This is a genomic window from Methylobacterium iners, assembly GCF_022179305.1.
Classification (GTDB): Bacteria; Pseudomonadota; Alphaproteobacteria; order Rhizobiales; family Beijerinckiaceae; genus Methylobacterium; species Methylobacterium iners.
In genome coordinates, this window is the sequence record NZ_BPQP01000066.1 from 37,788 (window position 1) to 57,146 (window position 19,359).

A 19,359-nucleotide genomic window follows, 5' to 3' on the forward strand; every position below is an offset into this window, starting at 1 on the left:
TCTCGAACATCTCCGGCCATCACGGGTTGGCCGGATGCGTATTCTCCCCGCCTCGCCCGCCCGGCATCCGCTGCGGCGGGCGATCCTTTGGCTTGCTCGCGCAACGGTTCCGTCTCGCCCTAATCCTCCCAGGATCGCAGTCCGAGGATCAGCGTCGTCACGACCACCGATCCTGCGATGAGCGAGGACAGGATGATCTGGTCCGTCGGATCGGCCGTGAAGGCATGGGCCACCGTCGGCCCGATCACGGCGCAGCCGGCCCCGGCAAGGATCGCGGCGGATTTTGGCGTCACCTTCGACCTCGTCTTGCGCTGCGGCCCCGGCGAAGGGGAAACCCTGGGTTCCGACGGTTTGTGCCGTGACGATACCGTCACAGTGCCGGCAGCATCTCCGAGGCCCGGATCTGAACGCCCCGCCGGAGGTTTGCATGGCCATGACCGATCCCGCCGACAGCCCCTCTCGCCACCCGTCGATCGTCGACGCGGCGGGAGTGGCCCCGCTCTCCCGGCGCGGATTCCTCGGCGCGGCCGGCGGAGTCGCCCTCGGTGCGAGCGCCCTGGCGGCCGGTCGGGCCGAGGCTGCCGAGACGGGAGCGCCCGTCGGCCAGCCGCCGCGCCGCTTCGGTGCCGAGGCCGATCCGATCCTCCTCCCCGATCCCGACGTCGTCGCCCTGGACCCGGCCTTCGGGTCCCTGACCGTCGGCAGTGCCGTGATCGAACGCGTCTGGACGGGCGGCGAATGGCTCGAGGGCCCGGCCTGGTCCGCCATGGGCCGCTACCTGGTCTTCAGCGATGTCCGGCGGAGCCGCCAGCACCGCCACCTCTGGGAGGACGGCGCGGTCACGGTCTTCCGCGCCGACTCCTATAACAGCAACGGCAACGCCTTCGATTTCGGGGGGCGCCAGCTCGTCTGCGAGCATTTCAACCGGCGCGTCGTGCGCTTCGAGCATGACGGGACGAGGCGGGTGCTGGCGGACGCCTTCGAGGGCCGCTCCCTCAACTCCCCCAACGACGTCGTGCCGCATCCGGACGGGAGCGTCTGGTTCACCGACCCGACCTACGGCACGAATCTGGCCGAGGGCCGGCCCGACGAGCCCGGCGGGCCGACCAACCCCCTCGGCCGGCTCAACCCCCGCGTAGGGATCGAGACCACCCTCCCGCCGGCCGGCACCCCGCGCGCGGGCCCCGGTCTCTACCGCTGGGATTCCTGCGGCCGGGTCGCGCAGGTGCTGGGCGAGACCGAGCTCGGGATGCCGAACGGGCTCGCCTTCTCGCCCGACCACAGGACCCTCTACGTCACCAGCACCGGTCAGGGGCCCGGCGAGCCGCCGCCGCGCGCCGGCGACGGGGCCATCCACGCCTTCACCGTGGAGGGGGACCGCCTGGCGAGCGGCCGCCGGCTGTTCGACATGGTGGTCGAGGGCGTTCGGTGCGGGCCGGACGGACTCAAGGTCGACGTCTTCGGCAATCTCTGGTGCGCGGCGAGCGGGCCGGCCGGCTACGCCGGCGTCGTGGTGCTGGAGCCCGGCGGCAGGCCGATCGGGCGCATCCGCCTGCCGGAGGTCTGCGCGAATGTCAGCTTCGGGGGGCCGCGCCGGAACATCCTGTTCATGACGGCGACGCGGTCGCTCTACCGGCTGCAGGTCAATGTCCAGGGCGCGGCCCCGAGCTGACGCATCACCATCGAGGCCGGATGACCGAGCACCCCCACGATCTCGGCGCGCGGCGCCTGACCAAGGCGGACCCGCGGCTCTGGGCCGTCCTCGCCCTCGCGGCCGTCTTCCTGGGGCTCGGCGCGCTCTTCGTCCTGTCGCCCTCGGCGGGTGCCGCGATCTTCGGCCTGCCTGCGCCCGGCGGCCTCGCGGACGGCTACCTGCGCGCGATCGGGTTCCGGGACCTTGCCCTGGCGCTCTACCTCGCCGGGCTGGCCTTCCTCGCGTCGCGCCGGTCCGTCTCGATCGTCCTGGGATCGAGCCTCGTCATCCCGGTCTGCGACACGATCCTCGTCTGGTCGTCGGGGGCAGCCCCCTGGCAGATCGCGCTCCATCTCGGCAGCGGCGCCGTGCTGCTCGTCCTGACGCTCTGGGTCTCGGGGCCGCGGCAGGCTCCCCACCGGTCCGGGGCTCCCGATGATTCCTGACCGCCTCCGACGAGGATCGCCCAGGCTACGAAACCGATGGCGACGGGCACTGAACCACACCGGTCCCGGCCGGGTTCTCGTGGAAGGACCGGAGAGATCGGGCGGCGTCCATGCCCGACGCAGGCTGCCTGCAAGGTCCAGCGCGGACGTGTCGAGAGGTGCCCGATGACCGCTGACGGAAAGGGCGAGGACCGCGCCGAAGGCTTCGCCGGTGCCGGCGTGGCCACGAGCCCGGAGCATCCCAGCCAGAGCAGCCCGGACCACATCAAGGACGGGGACCGCACCCGGAGCAACCGCAGCCTCACCGGGGCCGATCGCCCTGCAGGCGGAAAACCGGATCCCGACCGTCCCAAGCTCGAGGACCGCTACAAGCCCTGATCTGGCGCGGGGAGACCGACCGGATCGCTCAGTCATCGCCCGGCGGCAGCCTTCCCGGTCTCGGCCTTTCAGGTCGCCCGGGTGCGACAAGAACCGAGAGGAACGCGATCCCGCCCCTCAAGCTTGGACCAAGTTCCCGCCCTGGCGCGTTCCCCCGAGCCTCACGCCCTTCCCTTGCCGTCTTGCCCCCTGCAACAGGTCCAGGTCACGCCATGCCGAACTTCGGAGAGATCGAGTTGAGCCGGCGCGACGTTGTCGCCGGTGCGGCGGCCTGCGCGGCGGCCACCGGCGTGCCATCGTCAGCGCGCGCCGGGACGGGACCCGAGGGGCCGGTGATGGCGAAGGTCTCCCTGACCGTCAACGGCGAGCGGCGCGAGCTCGAGCTCGACACCCGCACGAGCCTCCTCGACGCGGCGCGCGAGCACCTGCGGCTCACCGGCTCGAAGAAGGGCTGCGATCACGGGCAGTGCGGCGCCTGCACGATGATCGTCGACGGGCGGCGCATCAATTCCTGCCTGACGCTCGCCGTCATGCACCAGGACAGCGAGGTCGTCACGATCGAGGGACTCGGCGACCCGCGCGGCCTCCATCCGATGCAGGCGGCCTTCATCAAGCACGACGGCTACCAGTGCGGCTACTGCACGCCGGGCCAGATCTGTTCCGGCGTCGCGGTGCTGGCCGAGATCAAGGCCGGCATCCCGAGCCATGTCAGCGCCGACCTGAACGCCCGGCCGGAGGCCACCCCCGCCGAGATCCGCGAGCGCATGAGCGGCAATCTCTGCCGCTGCGGCGCCTATTCCAACATCGTCGAGGCGATGACCGAGATCGCCGGGAGGCAGGCATGAAGGCCTTCACCTACGAGCGCCCCGGCACCCCCGCCGAGGCCGCAGCGGCCGTCGCCCGCAGACCCGGCGCCAAGTTCATCGCCGGCGGCACGAACCTGCTCGACCTGATGAAGCTGCAGATCGAGACGCCGACGCACCTCGTCGACGTGAACGGGCTCGGCCTCGACCGGATCGAGCCGACCCCGGAGGGCGGCCTGCGCATCGGTGCGCTGGTGCGCAACACCGACCTCGCCGCCGATGCGCGGGTCCGGCGGGACTACGCCGTGCTCGCCCGCGCGCTGCTGGCCGGCGCCTCGGGGCAGCTGCGCAACCAGGCCACCACCGCCGGCAACCTGCTGCAGCGAACCCGCTGCCCCTACTTCTACGACACGGCGCAGCCCTGCAACAAACGCCAGCCCGGATCGGGCTGCTCGGCAATCGACGGCGTCAGCCGGACGCTCGCCGTCATCGGCACGAGCGACGCCTGCATCGCGACCCATCCGGGCGACATGGCGGTGGCCATGCGCGTCCTCGACGCGACGGTGGAGACCGTTGATGCCGAAGGGTCCCAGCGGACGATCCCGATCGCCGATTTCCACCGGCTGCCCGGCGACACGCCGCATATCGAGACGGCCCTGAAGCCCGGCGAGCTCATCACCGCGGTCACGCTGCCCAAGCCGCCGGGCGGGGCGCAGGTCTACCGCAAGGTGCGCGACCGCGCTTCCTACGCCTACGCCCTTGTCTCGGTCGCGGTGGTGGTGCAGCCGGACGGCACGGGCCGCGTCGCGCTGGGCGCCGTGGCGCACAAGCCCTGGCGCCTCGAGGCGGCGGAGGCCGAGCTGCCGCGCGGCGCCAGGGCGGTGACGGAGCGGCTGCTGGCCGGCGCCAAGCCGACCCACGAGAACGCCTACAAGCTGAAGCTGGCCGAGCGCACGCTCGGAGCGGCGCTCACCCAAGCGAGGGCCTGAACCATGAAGTTCGAGACCCCCGCTGGGCAGAACCCGATTGATCAGCTCAAGGTCGTGGGCCGGTCCACCGACCGGATCGACGGCAAGTACAAGACGACGGGCACCGCGCCCTACGCCTATGAGCGGCACGACGTGGTGCCGAACCAGGCCTACGGCTACGTGCTCGGCGCGGGCATCGCCAAGGGCCGCCTGCGTGGCATGGACGTCGCGGCGGCCTGGAAGGCGCCCGGCGTCCTCGCGGTCCTGACCACCCTCGACATCCCCAAGCTCGGCCTGGGCAAGATGAACACCGCGAACCTGTTCGGCGGTGCGGAGGTGCAGCACTACCATCAGGCGATCGCCGTCGTGGTGGCGGAGACCTTCGAGCAGGCCCGGGCGGCGTCGTTCCTGATCCGGCCGGACTACGCGCCCGAGGACGGCCGCTTCGACCTCGCCGCGGAGGCGCGGTCCGCCAAGCCCGTCGGCGCGGACAGCGCGGAGGGCAGCGGCGGCGGGCCCGAGGATCGGGTAGGCGATTTCGAGGGCGCCTTCGCGGCCGCGGCCGTCAAGCTCGACGAGACCTACACGACCCCCGACGAGACCCACGCCATGCTGGAGCCGCACGCGACCATCGCGGCCTGGCAGGGCGACCGGCTCACGCTCTGGACCTCCAACCAGATGATCGCCTGGAGCAAGGGCAGCGTCGCCAAGATCCTCGGCATCCCGCCCGAGAACGTCCGGGTCGACTCGCCCTATATCGGGGGCGGCTTCGGGGCCAAGCTGTTCGTGCGGGCCGACGCCGTGATCGCCGCCCTGGCGGCGAAGGCGGCGCGGCGGCCGGTCAAGCTGGCGCTGACCCGTCCGCTCATCGCCAACAACACCACGCACCGCCCGGCCACGATCCAGCGCATCCGCATCGGCGCGACGAGGGACGGCACCATCACGGCCATCGCGCACGAGAGCACCTCGGGCAACCTCCCCGAGGGCCGGCCCGAGACCGCCGTCGACCAGACCAAGCTCCTCTATGCCGGCGCCAACCGGCTGACCGCGATGCGCCTCGCCCGGCTCGACCTGCCCGAGGGCAACGCCATGCGGGCGCCCGGCGAGGCGCCCGGCCTCATGGCCCTCGAGGTCGCCATGGACGAGATGGCGGAGAGGCTCGGGCTCGACCCCGTCGCCTTCCGCGTCAAGAACGACACCCAGGTCGATCCGGGCCACCCGGAGCGGCGCTTCTCGCATCGCGACCTCGTCGGGTGCCTGCGGCTCGGCGCGGAGCGGTTCGGCTGGGCACGGCGAAGCGCCAAGCCCGGCCAGGTTCGCGACGGCCAATGGCTCGTCGGCCTCGGCGTGGCCGCGGGCTTCCGCAACAATCTCCTGACGAAATCCGCCGCCCGCGTCCGCCTGGATGGGCGCGGGATCCTCACGGTCGAGACCGACATGACCGACATCGGCACGGGCAGCTACACCATCATCGCCCAGACCGTGGCCGAGATGATGGGCGTGTCCCTCGATCAGGTGGTCGTGCGCCTCGGCGACTCGGACTTCCCGGCCTCGGCCGGATCGGGCGGGCAATGGGGCGCCAACAACGCGACGGCGGGCGTCTACGCGGCCTGCGTGAAGCTGCGCGAGGCCGTGGCCCAGCGGCTCGGCGTCAACTCCGCGGACGCGGCCTTCGCCGACGGCGAGGTCCGCGCGGGCAACCGGGGCACGCCGCTCGCGCAGGCGGCGGCCGCGGGCGAGCTCGTGGCGGAGGACGGCATCGAGTACGGTGACATCGCCAAGTCGCACCAGCAATCCACCTTCGCCGGCCATTTCGTGGAGGTCGGTGTCGACGTCGACACGGCCGAGGTCCGGGTGCGGCGCATGCTGGCGGTCTGCGCGGCGGGGCGCATCCTCAACCCGAAATCCGCCCGCAGCCAGGTCATCGGCGGGATGACCATGGGCGTCGGCTCCGCCCTGATGGAGGAGCTCGCCGTCGACAAGAAGCGCGGCTTCTTCGTCAACCACGATCTGGCCACTTACGAGGTGCCGGTCCATGCCGACATCCCGCACCAGGAGGTGATCTTCCTCGACGAGGTCGATCCGATGTCCTCCCCGATGAAGGCCAAGGGCGTGGGCGAGCTCGGCATCTGCGGCGTCGGCGCGGCGCTCGCCAACGCCGTCTACAACGCCACCGGCGTGCGGGTTCGCGACTACCCGATCACCCTCGACAAGCTCCTCGACCGCCTGCCGGACGCGGCGTGAGGCGCGGAGGCTACCTCGGCCGGTTGCTCTACTCGGCCGCCTGCAGGATCACGTCCGACGTCGCCGAGGCAAGGCCCTCGTCCAGCCCTCGAACGAGATCAGCGATCTCGGCGGCGGGTCCCGCCGGGCTGTAGAGGTAGCCCTGCGCGATGTCGCAGCACTTGAGACGCAGCACCGTCAATTGCTGCGGGGTCTCGACGCCCTCCACCGTCACCTCCATCGCGAGGGCTCGCGCCATGGTGGTGATCGCCTCGACGATGGCGATCTTCTCCGGGCGGTCTTGCAGGTCGCGCACGAAGGAGCGGTCGACCTTGACCTTATTGAACGGGAATTCGGTGAGATAGCTGAGGCTGGAATAGCCTGTGCCGAAATCGTCCAGCGCGATCCGTACGCCCAGAGCGCGCAGACGCTTGAGGGTCTCTAGGACCCCCGTCTCCCTATCCAGCAGAACGGATTCGGTGATCTCGATCTCCAGCCGCTCGGCCGCCAATCCGGTCTCGCGCAGCACCGCCGCAACCTCATCGTGGAAGCCTGGCATCCGGACGTGGATCGAGGAGATGTTCACGGCCACCGACAGGCCGGGCCAGGCGAGCGCATCCATGCAGGCCCGGCGCAGGGCCCAGCGCCCGATTTCGACGATGAAGCCGGTCGCCTCGGAGATGGGGATGATCTCGGCCGGCGAGACCCAGCCCTGTCCCGGCTTGTGCCAGCGCAGCAGGGCTTCGAGACCGACGACGCGCCCCCGTCTGATGTCGACCAGCGGTTGATAGTGAAGCGTCAGCTCGCCCGCTTCGAGCGCGATCCGCATGTCCGCATCGAGCTGGCGCTGGCGCAGGGCGCGCACCTCCAGGGACGTGTCGAAGCTGCGCCCGCAGCACTTGCCGTCCGCTTTGGCGCTGTACAGGGCGAGGTCGGCCCGGCTGAGGAGGCTCGCCGGGTCCTGCGCGTCCCGAGGCGCGTAGGCGAGGCCGATGCTGGCGCTGATCTCGAGATGCGCATCGCCGACGAGGTAGGGCCGGCGCAATTCGGTGACGATGCTCTCGGCCAGCCGCCTGGCATCCTCTTCGCTCCCAGTGCGATGGAGGAGGGCGAACTCGTCGCCGCCGAGCCGAAAGACCCGTCCGTGCGGACCGGTAAGGGCCGTCAGGCGCTGCGCGACGCAGCGGAGCAGCTGATCGCCCATGGCATGTCCCCGGCTGTCGTTGACCGCCTTGAAGCCGTCGAGGTCGAGGCAGAGCAGCGCTGTCTCAGCCTGCGCGCCCTGCGCGTCCTGACAGACGGCCTGAACCGCGTCCTGGAACGCCGTGCGGTTGGGCAGCCCGGTCAGCGTGTCATGACTCGCGAGGAAGGCGATGCGCGCCTGCGCGTCCCGGCTCAGGGTGGTGTCCGAGCCGACACCGCGATAGCCGGCAAAGTTACCTTGCCGGTCATGGGCGGGCTTGCCGTTGAGGCTCCACCAGCAGGCACCGCCCGGCGCGGCGAGCCGGACGGCCTGATCCTGAAAGGGGATGCGCGCGGCCATGGCCGAGAGAACCGCTCCCACTTCGTCCTCACTCTCTGAGAGGGCGTGTTCGCGAAGCAGCTCCTCAAGGCTCAGCGCCTGGAGATCGGAGGGGTCCCGGCCCAGGGTAGCGGCCATATGCTGCGGCACGTGGCGCAACCGTCCGTCCCGGTCGGTCTCCCACAGCCAGTCGCTCGATCCGGCCTCGAAATCCTTGAGAAGCAGGTTGATGGTCTCGCCCTGGTCCTGGACGACGACGCGATGCCGGATGCGCTGGTAGGACAGCAGGCTCATCCGTCGGAGGCTGAAGCACACGAACAGGCCGTAGACGCCAAGAAGGACCGAGACGTAGGCCCCGAAGGGCGCCTCGCAGCCATAGAGGCCGATGAAGCCGCCGATGACGATCGGTGCCGCCAGCAGAACCGAGACCGAGAAGATGGGGCCGACGACGTAGGCGTCGGAGATCAGGCCCGCCGTGGTCGCCACCGCCACCATGCGATGGCCGCTGCCCGAGGGTGCGATGAGGAGCGCAGGCATCGTCGCCCAGGCGAGCCCCAGGGCCAGCGCAAGCCCCTTCGAGATCCAGAATCCGCTTCGAACCGCCGCCTCGGTGACCGCGTCGCGAAAAATGTTCCGGTAGTACCAGGTCGTGTAGAGGGTCGCGGCGACGATGAGCGAGACGATGCCGGTCAGGCCGGCGAGGTAGACCCGCGAGGCGCTGTCCCAGAACATGTAGGCGATCGCCAGGACGACGGCGACATGGGTGACGGCCGAGTAATTGGCGAGCTGCAGGGTCTCGTTGAGGAGCTCGGCCTGGGTCTCGACACGGTAGCGGTTCTCGGCCGCGTCAGCGGAGCCGTCCGGTCCGGAGGAGGAGCCGCCGTTGCGGTGCCGGCGCAGTCGAGCCCAGATCCTCCGCATCTCATCTCTCGCGCTGCAATCGAGGCTTCGGCAGACCGACGCGGTGTGATCGGGGAATAAAGACCTCGGCCGTCGTCGAACGAGGATGTACGGCCGAGCGCAGAAACAGAACGTGGGTAGGTCGCACGCGTCTGCTTCCTTCAATACAGGCACAGGCGCCCTCCGACCGCGGAGGCACCTCTAGGTTGAGGAGCAAGGCCTTGATATTTCATGAAGGTGTTCGGCTGCGCAGCGGATACGCCTGCCTGCGACCTCACATCGGTGGATCAATACTGGCCGACGCTACATCGCTTTGATGGAGGACATGAGCTTCCGGGCTATGCGCGGACCTCGCCTGACCGGATGGCCTGAAGGGGCGCGGCGGATCCGGGGGGATCCGTCGGGGAGGCATGAAACCGACCGGACCTTCTCCAACCAGGATGTGGAGCCCAGGACCTGCACCGACGGCGATCGCTCACCCCTGCGCGGGGGAGACTTCTTGTCCGCTGCGCGTCACGACCGGTACGTCGACCGGCATGGGGAAAAGATCTCCACGCGAAGCCGGGGCGCCGGTCAGGAGCTTTCCTCCCGATCGCTTCTTCAAGCCGTGTCGCTCCAGGCCCCCACGGGCATGTGGGTGCCTGACGCGAGGGCGGCTACTCAGGTTCTCACGCCCGGACCAGTTCCAGGTAGCCGACGCAGGCCGCATCGTCCTCGAAATAGGACGTGCTGGCGATGTCCACTTCGGAGATTTCGCCGGCGAACGCCCGGATCTGCGCCTCGGAGCGGTACAGGAGGTGCCAATCCATGTAGGCCTCCATGTAGGGCAGCTCCCAGATGCCGTTCAGGAAGTTGGCGACGAGCAGGCGTCCCCCGGGCTTCAGGAGCGAGAAGAGCTTGCGCGTCAGGCGGGCGGCGAGGCGGTCGTCGAGGTAGTCATAGAGCCCTGCCGCATAGACGAGATCGAACCCGTTCAGCCCGTGCTTGGCGGTGATGAAGTCGCGGACGCTGAGCTTGCGCGTCTCGATCGCCGACGACACGGAGCCCGCGTAGATTTCCACGACGTCGAGGCTCGCGGGGTCCTGGTCGGTGGCCACGAAGCGGCCGACATGCCCGAGCTTCAGCTCCCGGCTCAGCTCGGCCTCGCGCAGGTGCCCGCAGGCGACCGCGAGCATTTCGGCGCCCGGGCGTTCGCGGGCGACCTGGTCGATCTTCTGAGCGAGACATTTCCGACGCTGGCGGACGGCCTCGCAGGCCGAGACCTCGGCGGTGAAGCCGAAGACCGTGCGCCCCGCCTCCGTCGAACCCTCGACCTGCGCCTGGGCGCTGTCGTGCCGGTAGATGAGGTCGAGCAGGCCGGCATCACCGGGATAGCCGCGCGGACGCGTGAAGGAGTGCTTCGTGAGCGGGCATTCCTGCATCAGGGCGGCGAGAGGATGCTCCCGGGTGGCGGGAACGACGACGGTGTTCCACGTCTCCTGATCCACACCCGACTTCAGCGTGGAGAGGGTGTCGCCGAGATTGCGGAAGAACTCCGAGTGGCCCTTCGCCTGGATGAGCTCGGCGGACTGGTTCAGAACTTGGTGGACCTGGCTCTGCAGGTGCAGATGTTCGGCGCTGGGAACCGCGATCTCCAGCGTGTTCCGAGGTCCGTGGCCGGTCAGGGGAGTTTCAGAGAAGACACGTGGTGCAAGTTGTTTGATCTTGGCAGACTTAACCCTGCGAAGACCATCGCGCGGTGCTGTCGTAGAACTCACGGAACAAGCCCCAATACTCTATACGGCTCTGTCAGGTGCAATATGCCCCTTCCACTCAGGCCGCTTGAGAGAGACTTAACCGATCGTAAATGACGGCTGATAGTGAAAAGTTTAGCGATTCGGTTCAGGCCACAGTTTTCCTCGCTATACAGTGGATAAGTAAGGTTAACGCCTGGGACGGAGGCCACTGCGTCTCTGGATTGCTGCCGCGGGCCTTCCCTGCCTAAGCATCCAACCTGGTGACTTAGCCGCCTACGAACCTCTTTATCCGAACCGTCGGATCGCCGTGAGCTGGGCACGCCGATGTCCCGGCAGCAACGTCCCTTGGGACCTGGCACCGCTTAGGGGAATCTTCGCGCAGGTCGGCTAGAACCCGCCTCGCAGGGCGCCCGGAGCGCCCGATCCAGCCGCCGCGAGTCCATGGCCGTCATCGCCGCCTTCATCCTCAACGCGGGCCTCAACTTCGTGCTGGGGCTGCTGATCGCCTGGCTGCTCGGGCCAGAGGCGTTCGGGATCTTCGCGCTCGCGGCCGCCGGGGCCGTGGTGCTCAACACCCTGCTCTTCGAATGGCTGCGCCTCTCGGCGACGCGGTTCTACTCGGGGCGGGTCCGCCTGGAGGAACCCTGGATCCGCCACGGGCTCGACCGGGCCTATGCCGGCGTGGCGCTCGCCCTCTTCGCCGCCGCAATCGTCGGCGCGCTCTGCGCCTTGACGATCGACCCCGGGTCCGGCGGCCTGGCGGCGCTCGCCACGGGCGCCGGGCTCGCGGCCCTGGGGACCGGTCTGTTCGATTACCACGCGGCGCTCGCCCGCGCCCGCTTCGACGGCGGGCTCTACTTCCGCCTCGTCGCCGTGAAGAACGCGCTGGCCGTGATCCTCATGGCCGGCACCGCATGGGCCCTGCCGCAGCCGATCTGGGTGCTGATCGCGGCGGGCGCCGCGCAAGGCCTGGCCGTGATCGCGATGCGCGGGCCCCTCTCCGACCCGGCGGCGCCGGTCCTGCGCGTGCGCCTCACCGAGACCTGGCGGCTCTTCCTCGCCTACGGGCTGCCGCTGATCGCGGCCAACGCCATCTACGGCCTGATGCCCTTCGTGAACCGGGCCGTGCTCGCGGGGCAGTCGGGCTTCGCGGAGGCCGGCTACTTCGCGCTCGCGGCCGACATCACGTCCCGGGCACTCGGGACCATCGGCACGGCGCTCGACCTCCTCCTGTTCCAGCTCGCCGTGCGGGCCGAGGAGCACGAGGGCCGGGCCGCGGCGGAGACGCAGATCGGGCGCAACGCAGCATTGGTCTTCGCCCTGATGCTGCCCTGCGCCGCGGGCTTCTGGGCGGTGCTGCCGGCGCTCCAGGCGCTCGCCGTGCCGGAGGCCTATCGCGGGCCCTTCGCGCTCTATGCGGGGCTGCTGATCCCGGGGCTGTTCTGCCTCGCGCTCCTCAACTTCGCCCTCAACCCCGTCTTCCAGATCCGCCGCAAGACCGCGCCGGTGATCGCCGCGGCACTCGCCGGCCTCGCCGCGAACGGGCTCGGCCTCGTCATCCTGCCCGGCCTCGTCGGTCCCCCGGGCGTCGCGATGGCGCAGACGCTGGGGCTGAGCGTCGCGACCCTCGCCCTGGCGCTACGCGCGCTGACGGGGCCTGAGCGCGTCGCGATGCCCTGGCGCGATCTCGCCGCCGCGACGCTCGGCTGCGCCGCCATGACCCTGGCCCTGTGGCCCTTCCGAGGGCTCGACCCGGCGGCGGCCCTGGCGATCTGCCTTCCCCTCGGGGTCCTCGTCTACGGGGTCTTCGCCTGGAGTCTCGACATCGCGGGCCTGCGCCGTCTCCTCGCCGCCCGGATCGGGCGGAACCCGTCCGTCCGGGCCGACCGCGCTTGAAAACCCGTTCCATTCCCGCAAGATGGACGGCAGGGGGCCGGTCGAGCCTCCGCCATGGGGCGGAAACACATGCGTTCATACGAGCCTCACGACGAGGCCGAGGCGGCCGCGATCGTGCGCGAGGCGGCCGGCCGCGCGGAGCGCCTGCGGCTCATTGGCGGCGGCACCAAGGCCGGGATCGGCCGCCCGGCCCAGGACGAGGCGACCCTCTCCGCCCGAGGCTTGAGCGGCCTCACCCTCTACGAGCCGGCCGAGATGGTCGTCTCCGCCCGCGCCGGCACGCCGCTCTCCGAGATCCAGTCCCTGCTCGCCGAGCGCGGGCAGATGCTGCCCTTCGAGCCCGTGGATCACCGCCGCTTGATGGGGACGGCCGGCGAGCCGACCTTCGGTGCGGTGGCGGCGGTCAACAATGCCGGCCCCCGCCGGATCAATGCGGGCGCCGCCCGGGACAGCCTGATCGGCGTGCGCTTCGTCAACGGACGGGGCGAGGCCATCAAGTCCGGCGGCCGGGTCATGAAGAACGTCACCGGCCTCGACCTCGTGAAGTTGATGGCCGGCTCCTGGGGGACGCTCGGCCTTCTGACCGAGGTCACCTTCAAGGTCCTGCCGGTGCAGGAGCGCGTCGCCACGCTGGCCTTCCCCGGCCTCGACGATGCCCGCGCGGTCGAGGCCCTGAGCGCGGGCCTCGGCTCGCCCTTCGAGCTCACCGGCGCGGCCCATCTGCCTGCGGGGATCGGTGGGCCCGAGGCGCGCACGTTGATGCGGGTCGAGGGGTTCTCGGATTCCATCGATTACCGTTTGGGGGAGCTGCGCCGCCTGCTGCGCCGCTACGGCGAACCCGAGATCGTCGAGGGCGAGGCCGGGGCCGCGCTCTGGGCCGACATCCGCGATGCCGCGCCGCTCGCCGAGCCGCGCGAGGCCGCGATCTGGCGCCTCTCCACGGCGCCGACCCGAGGGCCTACCGTGACGGCCGCGATCACGGCGGAACGGGAGGCCCGCTGGTACTACGACTGGGGCGGCGGCCTGATCTGGCTTACCACCGATGCCGCGGGCGATGCGGGGGCGGCGACCGTGCGCGCGGCCTTGCGGGCGCAGGGCGGGCACGCGACGCTGGTGCGGGCGCCGGACGCCGTGCGCGCGGCCGTGCCGGTCTTCGAGCCGCTGCCCGAGCCCCTGATGCGCGTCACCGCCGGGATCAAGGCGGCGCATGATCCCGCGGGCGTGTTCAATCCCGGACGGATGTATGCCGGGATCTGAACCGCGCCCGCGGATCGGGAGCTCTCAGGCGTCCTCGAACAATCCGGTCGGCAGCCCGTCCAGGCTGCGGCTGTTCTTCTGGCGCTGGTAGGCTTCGAGCTCGGCGTCGGTCTTCGTCTCCGCCCAGCGCTCGAGCCCGTCGCGCTCGCCGACGTAGTCGAACAGCGGCACGCCGTATCCGCAGGACGTCTGAACGAGATCGACGGCGAGCCGGAGGATCTGTCGCGCGCCCCGCGGCGCGGTTCCGCCGAAGGCTTCCGCCAGGAGGGCATCGTAGGGCGCGGAGCCGCGGGGGAGCATCTGCGCACGCCCGTAGAGCCTCAGGATCCTCGGCGCGCCCTCGAAGGCGCAGAACATCACCGTGAGGCGTCCGTCGGCGAGGAGATGCGCCGCCGTCTCGTTGCCGCTGCCGGTGCGGTCGAGATAGGCGCAGGCATTCGGCCCGAGGATCCGGAACGCCTCGGTGCTGCGCGGCGAGACGTTCACGCGGGCATCGGCCGTCGCGGAGGCGGTGAAGAAGATCCGCTGGCGCGCGATGAAGGCGCGGTGGTTCTCGTCGATGCGATCGAACTGCTTTCCCATGAGGCCTCCTCGCAGTCGGGCCGGTCGTGCCGCCGGGTGCATGCCTTCATGCCGCGCCTTCGGGCACAGAATGTGGTCTAAGAGGCTTTCCTAGAACGAGACGAGACAAGAACGCCGAGGCACGTCCGTGCAAACCAATTTCGCTCCCGCCCAGCTCGCCGATCCCGCCATGGCGGCCTCGGAAAAGATCCTGCGGACCTGCGTGCATTGCGGGTTCTGCACGGCGACCTGCCCGACCTACCTCCTGCTCGGCGACGAGCTCGATAGCCCGCGCGGCCGCATCTACCTGATCAAGGACATGCTGGAGGGCGGCAAGCCGGCGACGCCCGAGGTGGTCAAGCACGTCGACCGCTGCCTCTCCTGCCTGTCCTGCATGACGACCTGTCCATCCGGCGTGCACTACATGCACCTCGTCGACCATGCCCGCACCCATATCGAGGAGACCTACCGGCGGCCCCTGAGCGACCGGGTGCTCCGCAGCGTGCTGTCGCTGATCCTGCCCTATCCGAACCGCTTCCGGCTGGCGCTGCTGGCCTCGAAGGTCGGTCAGCCGTTCCGGCCGCTCGTCGCCCGCCTGCCGCGGGTCGGCAACCGGCTCGCGGCGATGCTCGACCTCGCCCCTGCCGCGCTGCCGGCCCGCAACCCGACCAACCGGCCCGGCACCTTCCCCGCCGACACAAGGGCGCTGGAGGCCAGCGCCGCGCTCCAGGGCGGGCCGGCGCGGCGCACCGGCCGCGTTGCGCTCTTGCGCGGCTGCGCCCAGAGCGTGCTGCGGCCGGATTTCAACGAGGCCGCGATCCGCCTTCTCAATCGCCACGGCGTCGAGGTGGTGCAGGCGCAGGGCGAGGGCTGCTGCGGCGCGCTCACCCACCACATGGGCAAGGCCGAGACGTCCCACGCCCAGGCCAGGCGCACGATCGACGCCTGGATCGCCGAGATGGACGGCGCCGGCCTCGACGCCATCGTGGTCACGGCGTCCGGCTGCGGCACCACGATCAAGGATTACGGCTTCATGTTCCGCGACGACCCCGCCTATGCGGACAAGGCCGCGCGGGTCTCAGGCATCGCTAAGGACATTACGGAATACGTGGCAGGTCTCGGCCTGATGCCGCCGGTGGTCGAGACGGACCTCGTCGTCGCCTATCACTCGGCCTGCTCGATGCAGCACGGCCAGGGCATCCGCACCGAGCCGAAGAACCTGCTCAAGACCGCGGGCTTCACCGTGAAGGACGTGCCGGAGGGCCATATCTGCTGCGGCTCGGCCGGCACCTACAACATCCTCCAGCCCGAGATCGCGGCGCGCCTGCGCGACCGCAAGGTCGCCAACATCCAGCGGATGGCGCCGGACCTCATCGCCACCGGCAACATCGGCTGCGCCACCCAGATCGGGAAGGGCACGGCCATCCCGATCGTCCACACGGCGGAGCTGCTGGATTGGGCGACCGGCGGCCCGAAGCCGGCCGCGCTGGAGGGGCTGGCGGAGCGTCGGGCGATGGCGGCGGCGGAGTAGGAGACAGCGCGACAGATTTCGCGTTCACTCAACGGGCCGCCGCACCGCCGCCAACACGAACACCCGGATCGCGGAGGACAGGTTCTGCCCGCCCCGGCCTTCGTCGATGGCGCCGATCAGCGCCTGGACCGACTGACCGCGCGCCGCCGCGATCTCGCGCAGGGCCTCCCAGAAGGGCGCCTCAAGCGAAACGCTGGTGCGGTGGCCGGCGATCATTACCGAGCGCTTGGTGATGCCCTTGGTCATCGCCGGCGCGTCCCTCCCCCGCGGAGGGGGGAGGGCGATGCGCGGCAAACCTCATTCCTTCGCGTCCGGCCCGACAAGCTTGTGCCCCTCGTGCCGCGAGACCTCGATCACCCTTTTGGCCTCTGCCAACGTCTTCGCCTTCTTCGGCCGGCCGAAGAGGACCCGGTTCGTCTCCGCCTGCGCCTCCTTCTCGCCGCGGGCCTTGGCCTTGCGGGCCTGCCGGAGGTTGATGATCTCCGCCATGATCAACCCTCGCCGGGCGCCAGCATGGTCTCGGGCCGGACCACCCGGTCGAACTCCTCCGCGGTGACGTAGCCGAGCCGCAGCGCCTCCTCCTTCAGGGTGGTGCCGTTCTTGTGCGCGGTCTTGGCGATCTCGGCGGCCCTGTCGTAGCCGATCGAGGGCGCGAGCGCGGTGACCAGCATCAGCGAGCGGCTCATCAGGTCGGCGATCCGATCCTCGTTGGGCTTGATGCCGACGACGCAATTGTCGGCGAAGCTCACCGCCGCGTCGGCGAGCAGCCGAACCGATTGCAGCACGGCGTTGGCGATCACCGGCTTGTAGACGTTCAGCTCGAGATGCCCCTGGCTGCCGGCGAAGCTCACGGTGGTGCCGTTGCCGACAACTTGAGCGCAGACCATGGTCATCGCCTCGGCCTGGGTCGGGTTGACCTTGCCCGGCATGATCGAGGAACCGGGCTCGTTCTCGGGCAGGGAGAGCTCGCCCAGGCCCGAGCGCGGCCCGGAGCCGAGCAGACGGATGTCGTTGGCGATCTTGAACAAGCCCGAGGCGATGGACGTCAGGGCGCCCTGCGTGAAGACGAGCGCGTCGTGGGTGGCCAGCGCCTCGAACTTGTTCTCGGCCGAGGTGAAGGGCAGGCCCGTCAGCTCCGCGACCTTCGCGGCGAAGCGCTCGGCGAATTCCGGGTGCGCGTTGAGGCCCGTGCCGACCGCCGTGCCGCCCTGGGCCAGGGCCAGCACGCCCGGCATCGTCGCGATGAGCCGCGCGCGTCCGAACAGCACCTGCGCGGCGTAGCCGGAGAATTCCTGGCCCAGCGTGACCGGGGTCGCGTCCTGCAGGTGCGTCCGGCCGATCTTGACGATTCCGGCGAAGGCCTTCGCCTTGGCGTCGAGCGCGTCGTGGAGATGCGCCAGCGCCGGCATCAGGCGCCCCTGGACCTCGCGGACGACGGCGATGTGCATGGCGGTGGGGAAGACGTCGTTGGAGGACTGGCCGCGGTTGACGTGGTCGTTGGGATGGACCGGCGACTTGCCGCCGCGCTGGCCCCCGAGCCGCTCGTTGGCGAGGCTGGCGATGACCTCGTTGGCGTTCATGTTCGATTGTGTGCCCGAGCCCGTCTGCCAGACCACGAGGGGGAACTCGTCGTCGTGCCGGCCCGCCACCACCTCCGCGGCCGATTCGGCGATGGCCTGGGCGACCCGGGCGTCCAGGGCGCCGAGGTCCTGGTTCACCAGGGCGGCCGCCTGCTTGACGAGGCCGAGCGCGTGGACGAGCGGCGCCGGCATGCGCTCGGTGCCGATGCGGAAGTTCTGGATCGAGCGCTGCGTCTGCGCCCCCCAGTAGCGATGGGCCGGGACCGCGATCGGACCGAAGGTGTCCGATTCCGTGCGGGTGGCGGTCTCGGCTTGGGTCTCGTGCGGCGACATCGTGGCCTCTTCGATCGTGGGTCTGCCGACCCTACTTAACCCGTGCGGCGCGCGAGCGCGATGGTGCGCGATGCGGTGCACCATCCGGCGCCGGCTGAGATTGGGATGCCCCTGAACCCGACGGAACTCACTGCTCCCTTGGCGCCCCCGCGCTTCCGCCCCCCCGTTCCGCCGCCGATGCGGGTGCAGCCGGGCCTGTTCGCCTTCCTCAAGGCGGTGCGGGCCAACCCGATCACGACCTGGCTCGACGAGCATTTCCACCAGCCCGTGGTGGCGGGCGAGGGCGCGCTCGGCCGCGTGACCGTCGTCAGCGACCCCGCCCTCATCCGCTACCTCTACGTCGACAACGCCGCCAACTACCGCAAGGATGACCTCCAGCGCCGCGTGCTGGCGCCCGGGCTGGGCAACGGCCTGCTGACGGCCGAGGGCGACGAGTGGCGGCTGCAGCGGCGCACCCTGGCGCCGCTCTTCTCGGCCCGGCACGTGCTCGGCTTCGCCGAGCCCATGAACCAGGCCGGCGCGCGCATCGCCCGGCGTCTCGCCCGGCGGGACGGCGCCAGCGTCGACGTGGCGCTCGAGATGACCCGCGTCACCCTCGACGTGCTCGAGCGGACGATCTTCACGCAGGGCCTGTCGAGCGATCCCGACGCGCTCGGCCGCGCGATCACCCGGTTCCTTGAGGCGGTCGGGCCGATCGATCCGCTGGACGTGTTCGGCGTGCCGAGCTTCGTGCCGCGCATCGGCCGCCTGCGGGCGCGACCCGCGACCCGCTTCTTCGAGGAGGTGGTGGACGAGCTGATCGCGCGCCGCCGCGCCCTGATCGAGCGGGGCACGGCACCGTCCGACCTCCTGACCCTGCTCTTGCGCGCGCAGGACCCCGAGACGGGCCAGGGCCTCACCGATTACGAGGTGAAGGCCAACATCGTCACCTTCATCGCGGCGGGCCACGAGACCACCGCCAACGCCCTGACCTGGGCGCTCTACTGCCTCTCGCAGGACCCGGTGGCGCGCGAGCGCCTCGAGGCGGAGGTCGATGCGGCGGAGGCGTCCGGCTTCGACGCCGAGGCGCTGCCCTTCACCAGGGCCGTGATGGAGGAGGCGATGCGGCTGTTCCCGCCCGTCCCCTTCATCAGCCGGCAGGCCATCGCCGAGGATCGGATCGGGCGCATCAAGATCCCGCGCGGCTCGCTCGTGATCGTGGCGCCCTACGTGCTCCACCGCCACCGCACGCTCTGGGACGATCCCGACGCCTTCGTGCCCGAGCGCTTCCTGGGCGAGACCCGCGCCGCCATCCCGCGCTTCGCCTACTTGCCCTTCGGGGCGGGTCCGCGGGTCTGCATCGGCCAGAGCTTTTCCCTGCAGGAGGCGGTGATCCTGCTCGCCCACATCGTCCGGGCGGTGCGCTTCACGCTGCCGGCGGACCACGCGCCGGTCGTGCCGCTGCATCGCGTGACCCTGCGGCCGGAGAACGGGCTCAGGATGGGGGTGACGGCGCGGGATTCAGGCCGAACGGCTCTGGCGTAGTTCCAGCT

Annotated in this window: 17 protein-coding genes; 10 read left to right on the top strand and 7 right to left on the bottom strand. The window is 70.5% G+C overall.

Features of this window, described 5'->3' with window-relative positions:
- Positions 1-119 precede the first annotated feature (119 nt).
- The gene (locus MFF55_RS19580) at positions 120-293 is read right to left on the bottom strand and encodes a hypothetical protein (protein ID WP_238245783.1); all 174 of its coding nucleotides are present in this window, start codon (positions 291-293) and stop codon (positions 120-122) included.
- Between the two features lie 134 nt (positions 294-427).
- Here MFF55_RS19580 and MFF55_RS19585 point away from each other — a divergent pair, with 134 nt between their 5' ends.
- The 6 genes from MFF55_RS19585 (at position 428) to paoC (ending at position 6,532) form a co-directional block, all read left to right on the top strand.
- Positions 428-1,672, top strand: a complete 1,245-nt coding sequence (locus MFF55_RS19585; RefSeq protein ID WP_238245784.1) for an SMP-30/gluconolactonase/LRE family protein — start codon at positions 428-430, stop codon at positions 1,670-1,672.
- Between the two features lie 20 nt (positions 1,673-1,692).
- Positions 1,693-2,139, top strand: a complete 447-nt coding sequence (locus MFF55_RS19590) for a DUF4267 domain-containing protein (protein ID WP_238245785.1) — start codon at positions 1,693-1,695, stop codon at positions 2,137-2,139.
- A gap of 165 nt (positions 2,140-2,304) precedes the next feature.
- A complete protein-coding gene (locus MFF55_RS19595; RefSeq protein ID WP_238245786.1) occupies positions 2,305-2,517 on the top strand; it encodes a hypothetical protein in 213 nt (70 codons plus the stop codon).
- Between the two features lie 212 nt (positions 2,518-2,729).
- The gene (gene paoA, locus MFF55_RS19600; protein ID WP_238245787.1) at positions 2,730-3,362 is read left to right on the top strand and encodes an aldehyde dehydrogenase iron-sulfur subunit PaoA; all 633 of its coding nucleotides are present in this window, start codon (positions 2,730-2,732) and stop codon (positions 3,360-3,362) included.
- Positions 3,359-4,309: an FAD binding domain-containing protein gene (locus MFF55_RS19605; protein ID WP_238245788.1), complete on the top strand. Its 951-nt coding sequence runs from the start codon at positions 3,359-3,361 to the stop codon at positions 4,307-4,309. Before paoA ends, MFF55_RS19605 begins: the two co-directional genes overlap by 4 nt.
- A gap of 3 nt (positions 4,310-4,312) precedes the next feature.
- Positions 4,313-6,532, top strand: coding sequence for an aldehyde oxidoreductase molybdenum-binding subunit PaoC (paoC, locus tag MFF55_RS19610; protein ID WP_238245789.1), 2,220 nt, complete (start codon positions 4,313-4,315; stop codon positions 6,530-6,532).
- Between the two features lie 28 nt (positions 6,533-6,560).
- Here paoC and MFF55_RS19615 read toward each other — a convergent pair whose 3' ends face one another.
- Together MFF55_RS19615 and MFF55_RS19620 are read right to left on the bottom strand one after the other, a co-directional pair.
- Positions 6,561-8,954, bottom strand: a complete 2,394-nt coding sequence (locus tag MFF55_RS19615) for a putative bifunctional diguanylate cyclase/phosphodiesterase (RefSeq protein ID WP_238245790.1) — start codon at positions 8,952-8,954, stop codon at positions 6,561-6,563.
- Positions 8,955-9,601: 647 nt separating this feature from the next.
- A complete protein-coding gene (locus MFF55_RS19620) occupies positions 9,602-10,690 on the bottom strand; it encodes a class I SAM-dependent methyltransferase (protein WP_238245791.1) in 1,089 nt (362 codons plus the stop codon).
- 420 nt (positions 10,691-11,110) lie between these two features.
- Between MFF55_RS19620 and MFF55_RS19625 the strand changes: the two genes are divergently transcribed.
- Positions 11,111-12,565 carry a lipopolysaccharide biosynthesis protein gene (locus MFF55_RS19625; protein ID WP_238245792.1) on the top strand — a complete coding sequence of 485 codons (1,455 nt, stop codon included), beginning with the start codon at positions 11,111-11,113 and terminating at the stop codon, positions 12,563-12,565.
- A gap of 69 nt (positions 12,566-12,634) precedes the next feature.
- Positions 12,635-13,822, top strand: coding sequence for an FAD-binding protein (locus MFF55_RS19630; RefSeq protein ID WP_238245793.1), 1,188 nt, complete (start codon positions 12,635-12,637; stop codon positions 13,820-13,822).
- 24 nt (positions 13,823-13,846) lie between these two features.
- Here MFF55_RS19630 and MFF55_RS19635 read toward each other — a convergent pair whose 3' ends face one another.
- Positions 13,847-14,404 carry a pyridoxamine 5'-phosphate oxidase family protein gene (locus MFF55_RS19635; protein WP_238245794.1) on the bottom strand — a complete coding sequence of 186 codons (558 nt, stop codon included), beginning with the start codon at positions 14,402-14,404 and terminating at the stop codon, positions 13,847-13,849.
- Positions 14,405-14,531: 127 nt separating this feature from the next.
- Between MFF55_RS19635 and glcF the strand changes: the two genes are divergently transcribed.
- Entirely contained in the window at positions 14,532-15,914 is a 1,383-nt protein-coding gene (gene glcF, locus MFF55_RS19640; RefSeq protein ID WP_238245795.1) for a glycolate oxidase subunit GlcF, read from the top strand.
- Positions 15,915-15,938: 24 nt separating this feature from the next.
- On the opposite strand, the gene MFF55_RS19645 is transcribed toward glcF, so the two are convergent.
- Genes MFF55_RS19645 through fumC form a run of 3 tightly spaced genes read right to left on the bottom strand, consistent with a single transcriptional unit; the run spans position 15,939 to position 17,827 of the window.
- A complete protein-coding gene (locus MFF55_RS19645) occupies positions 15,939-16,160 on the bottom strand; it encodes a ribbon-helix-helix domain-containing protein (protein WP_238245796.1) in 222 nt (73 codons plus the stop codon).
- Between the two features lie 51 nt (positions 16,161-16,211).
- Positions 16,212-16,403, bottom strand: coding sequence for a DUF4169 family protein (locus MFF55_RS19650; RefSeq protein ID WP_238245797.1), 192 nt, complete (start codon positions 16,401-16,403; stop codon positions 16,212-16,214).
- 2 nt (positions 16,404-16,405) lie between these two features.
- Positions 16,406-17,827, bottom strand: coding sequence for a class II fumarate hydratase (gene fumC / locus MFF55_RS19655; RefSeq protein WP_238245798.1), 1,422 nt, complete (start codon positions 17,825-17,827; stop codon positions 16,406-16,408).
- A 105-nt stretch (positions 17,828-17,932) separates the two neighbouring features.
- Here fumC and MFF55_RS19660 point away from each other — a divergent pair, with 105 nt between their 5' ends.
- Entirely contained in the window at positions 17,933-19,351 is a 1,419-nt protein-coding gene (locus MFF55_RS19660; protein WP_238245799.1) for a cytochrome P450, read from the top strand.
- The last annotated feature ends 8 nt before the right edge of the window (positions 19,352-19,359 follow it).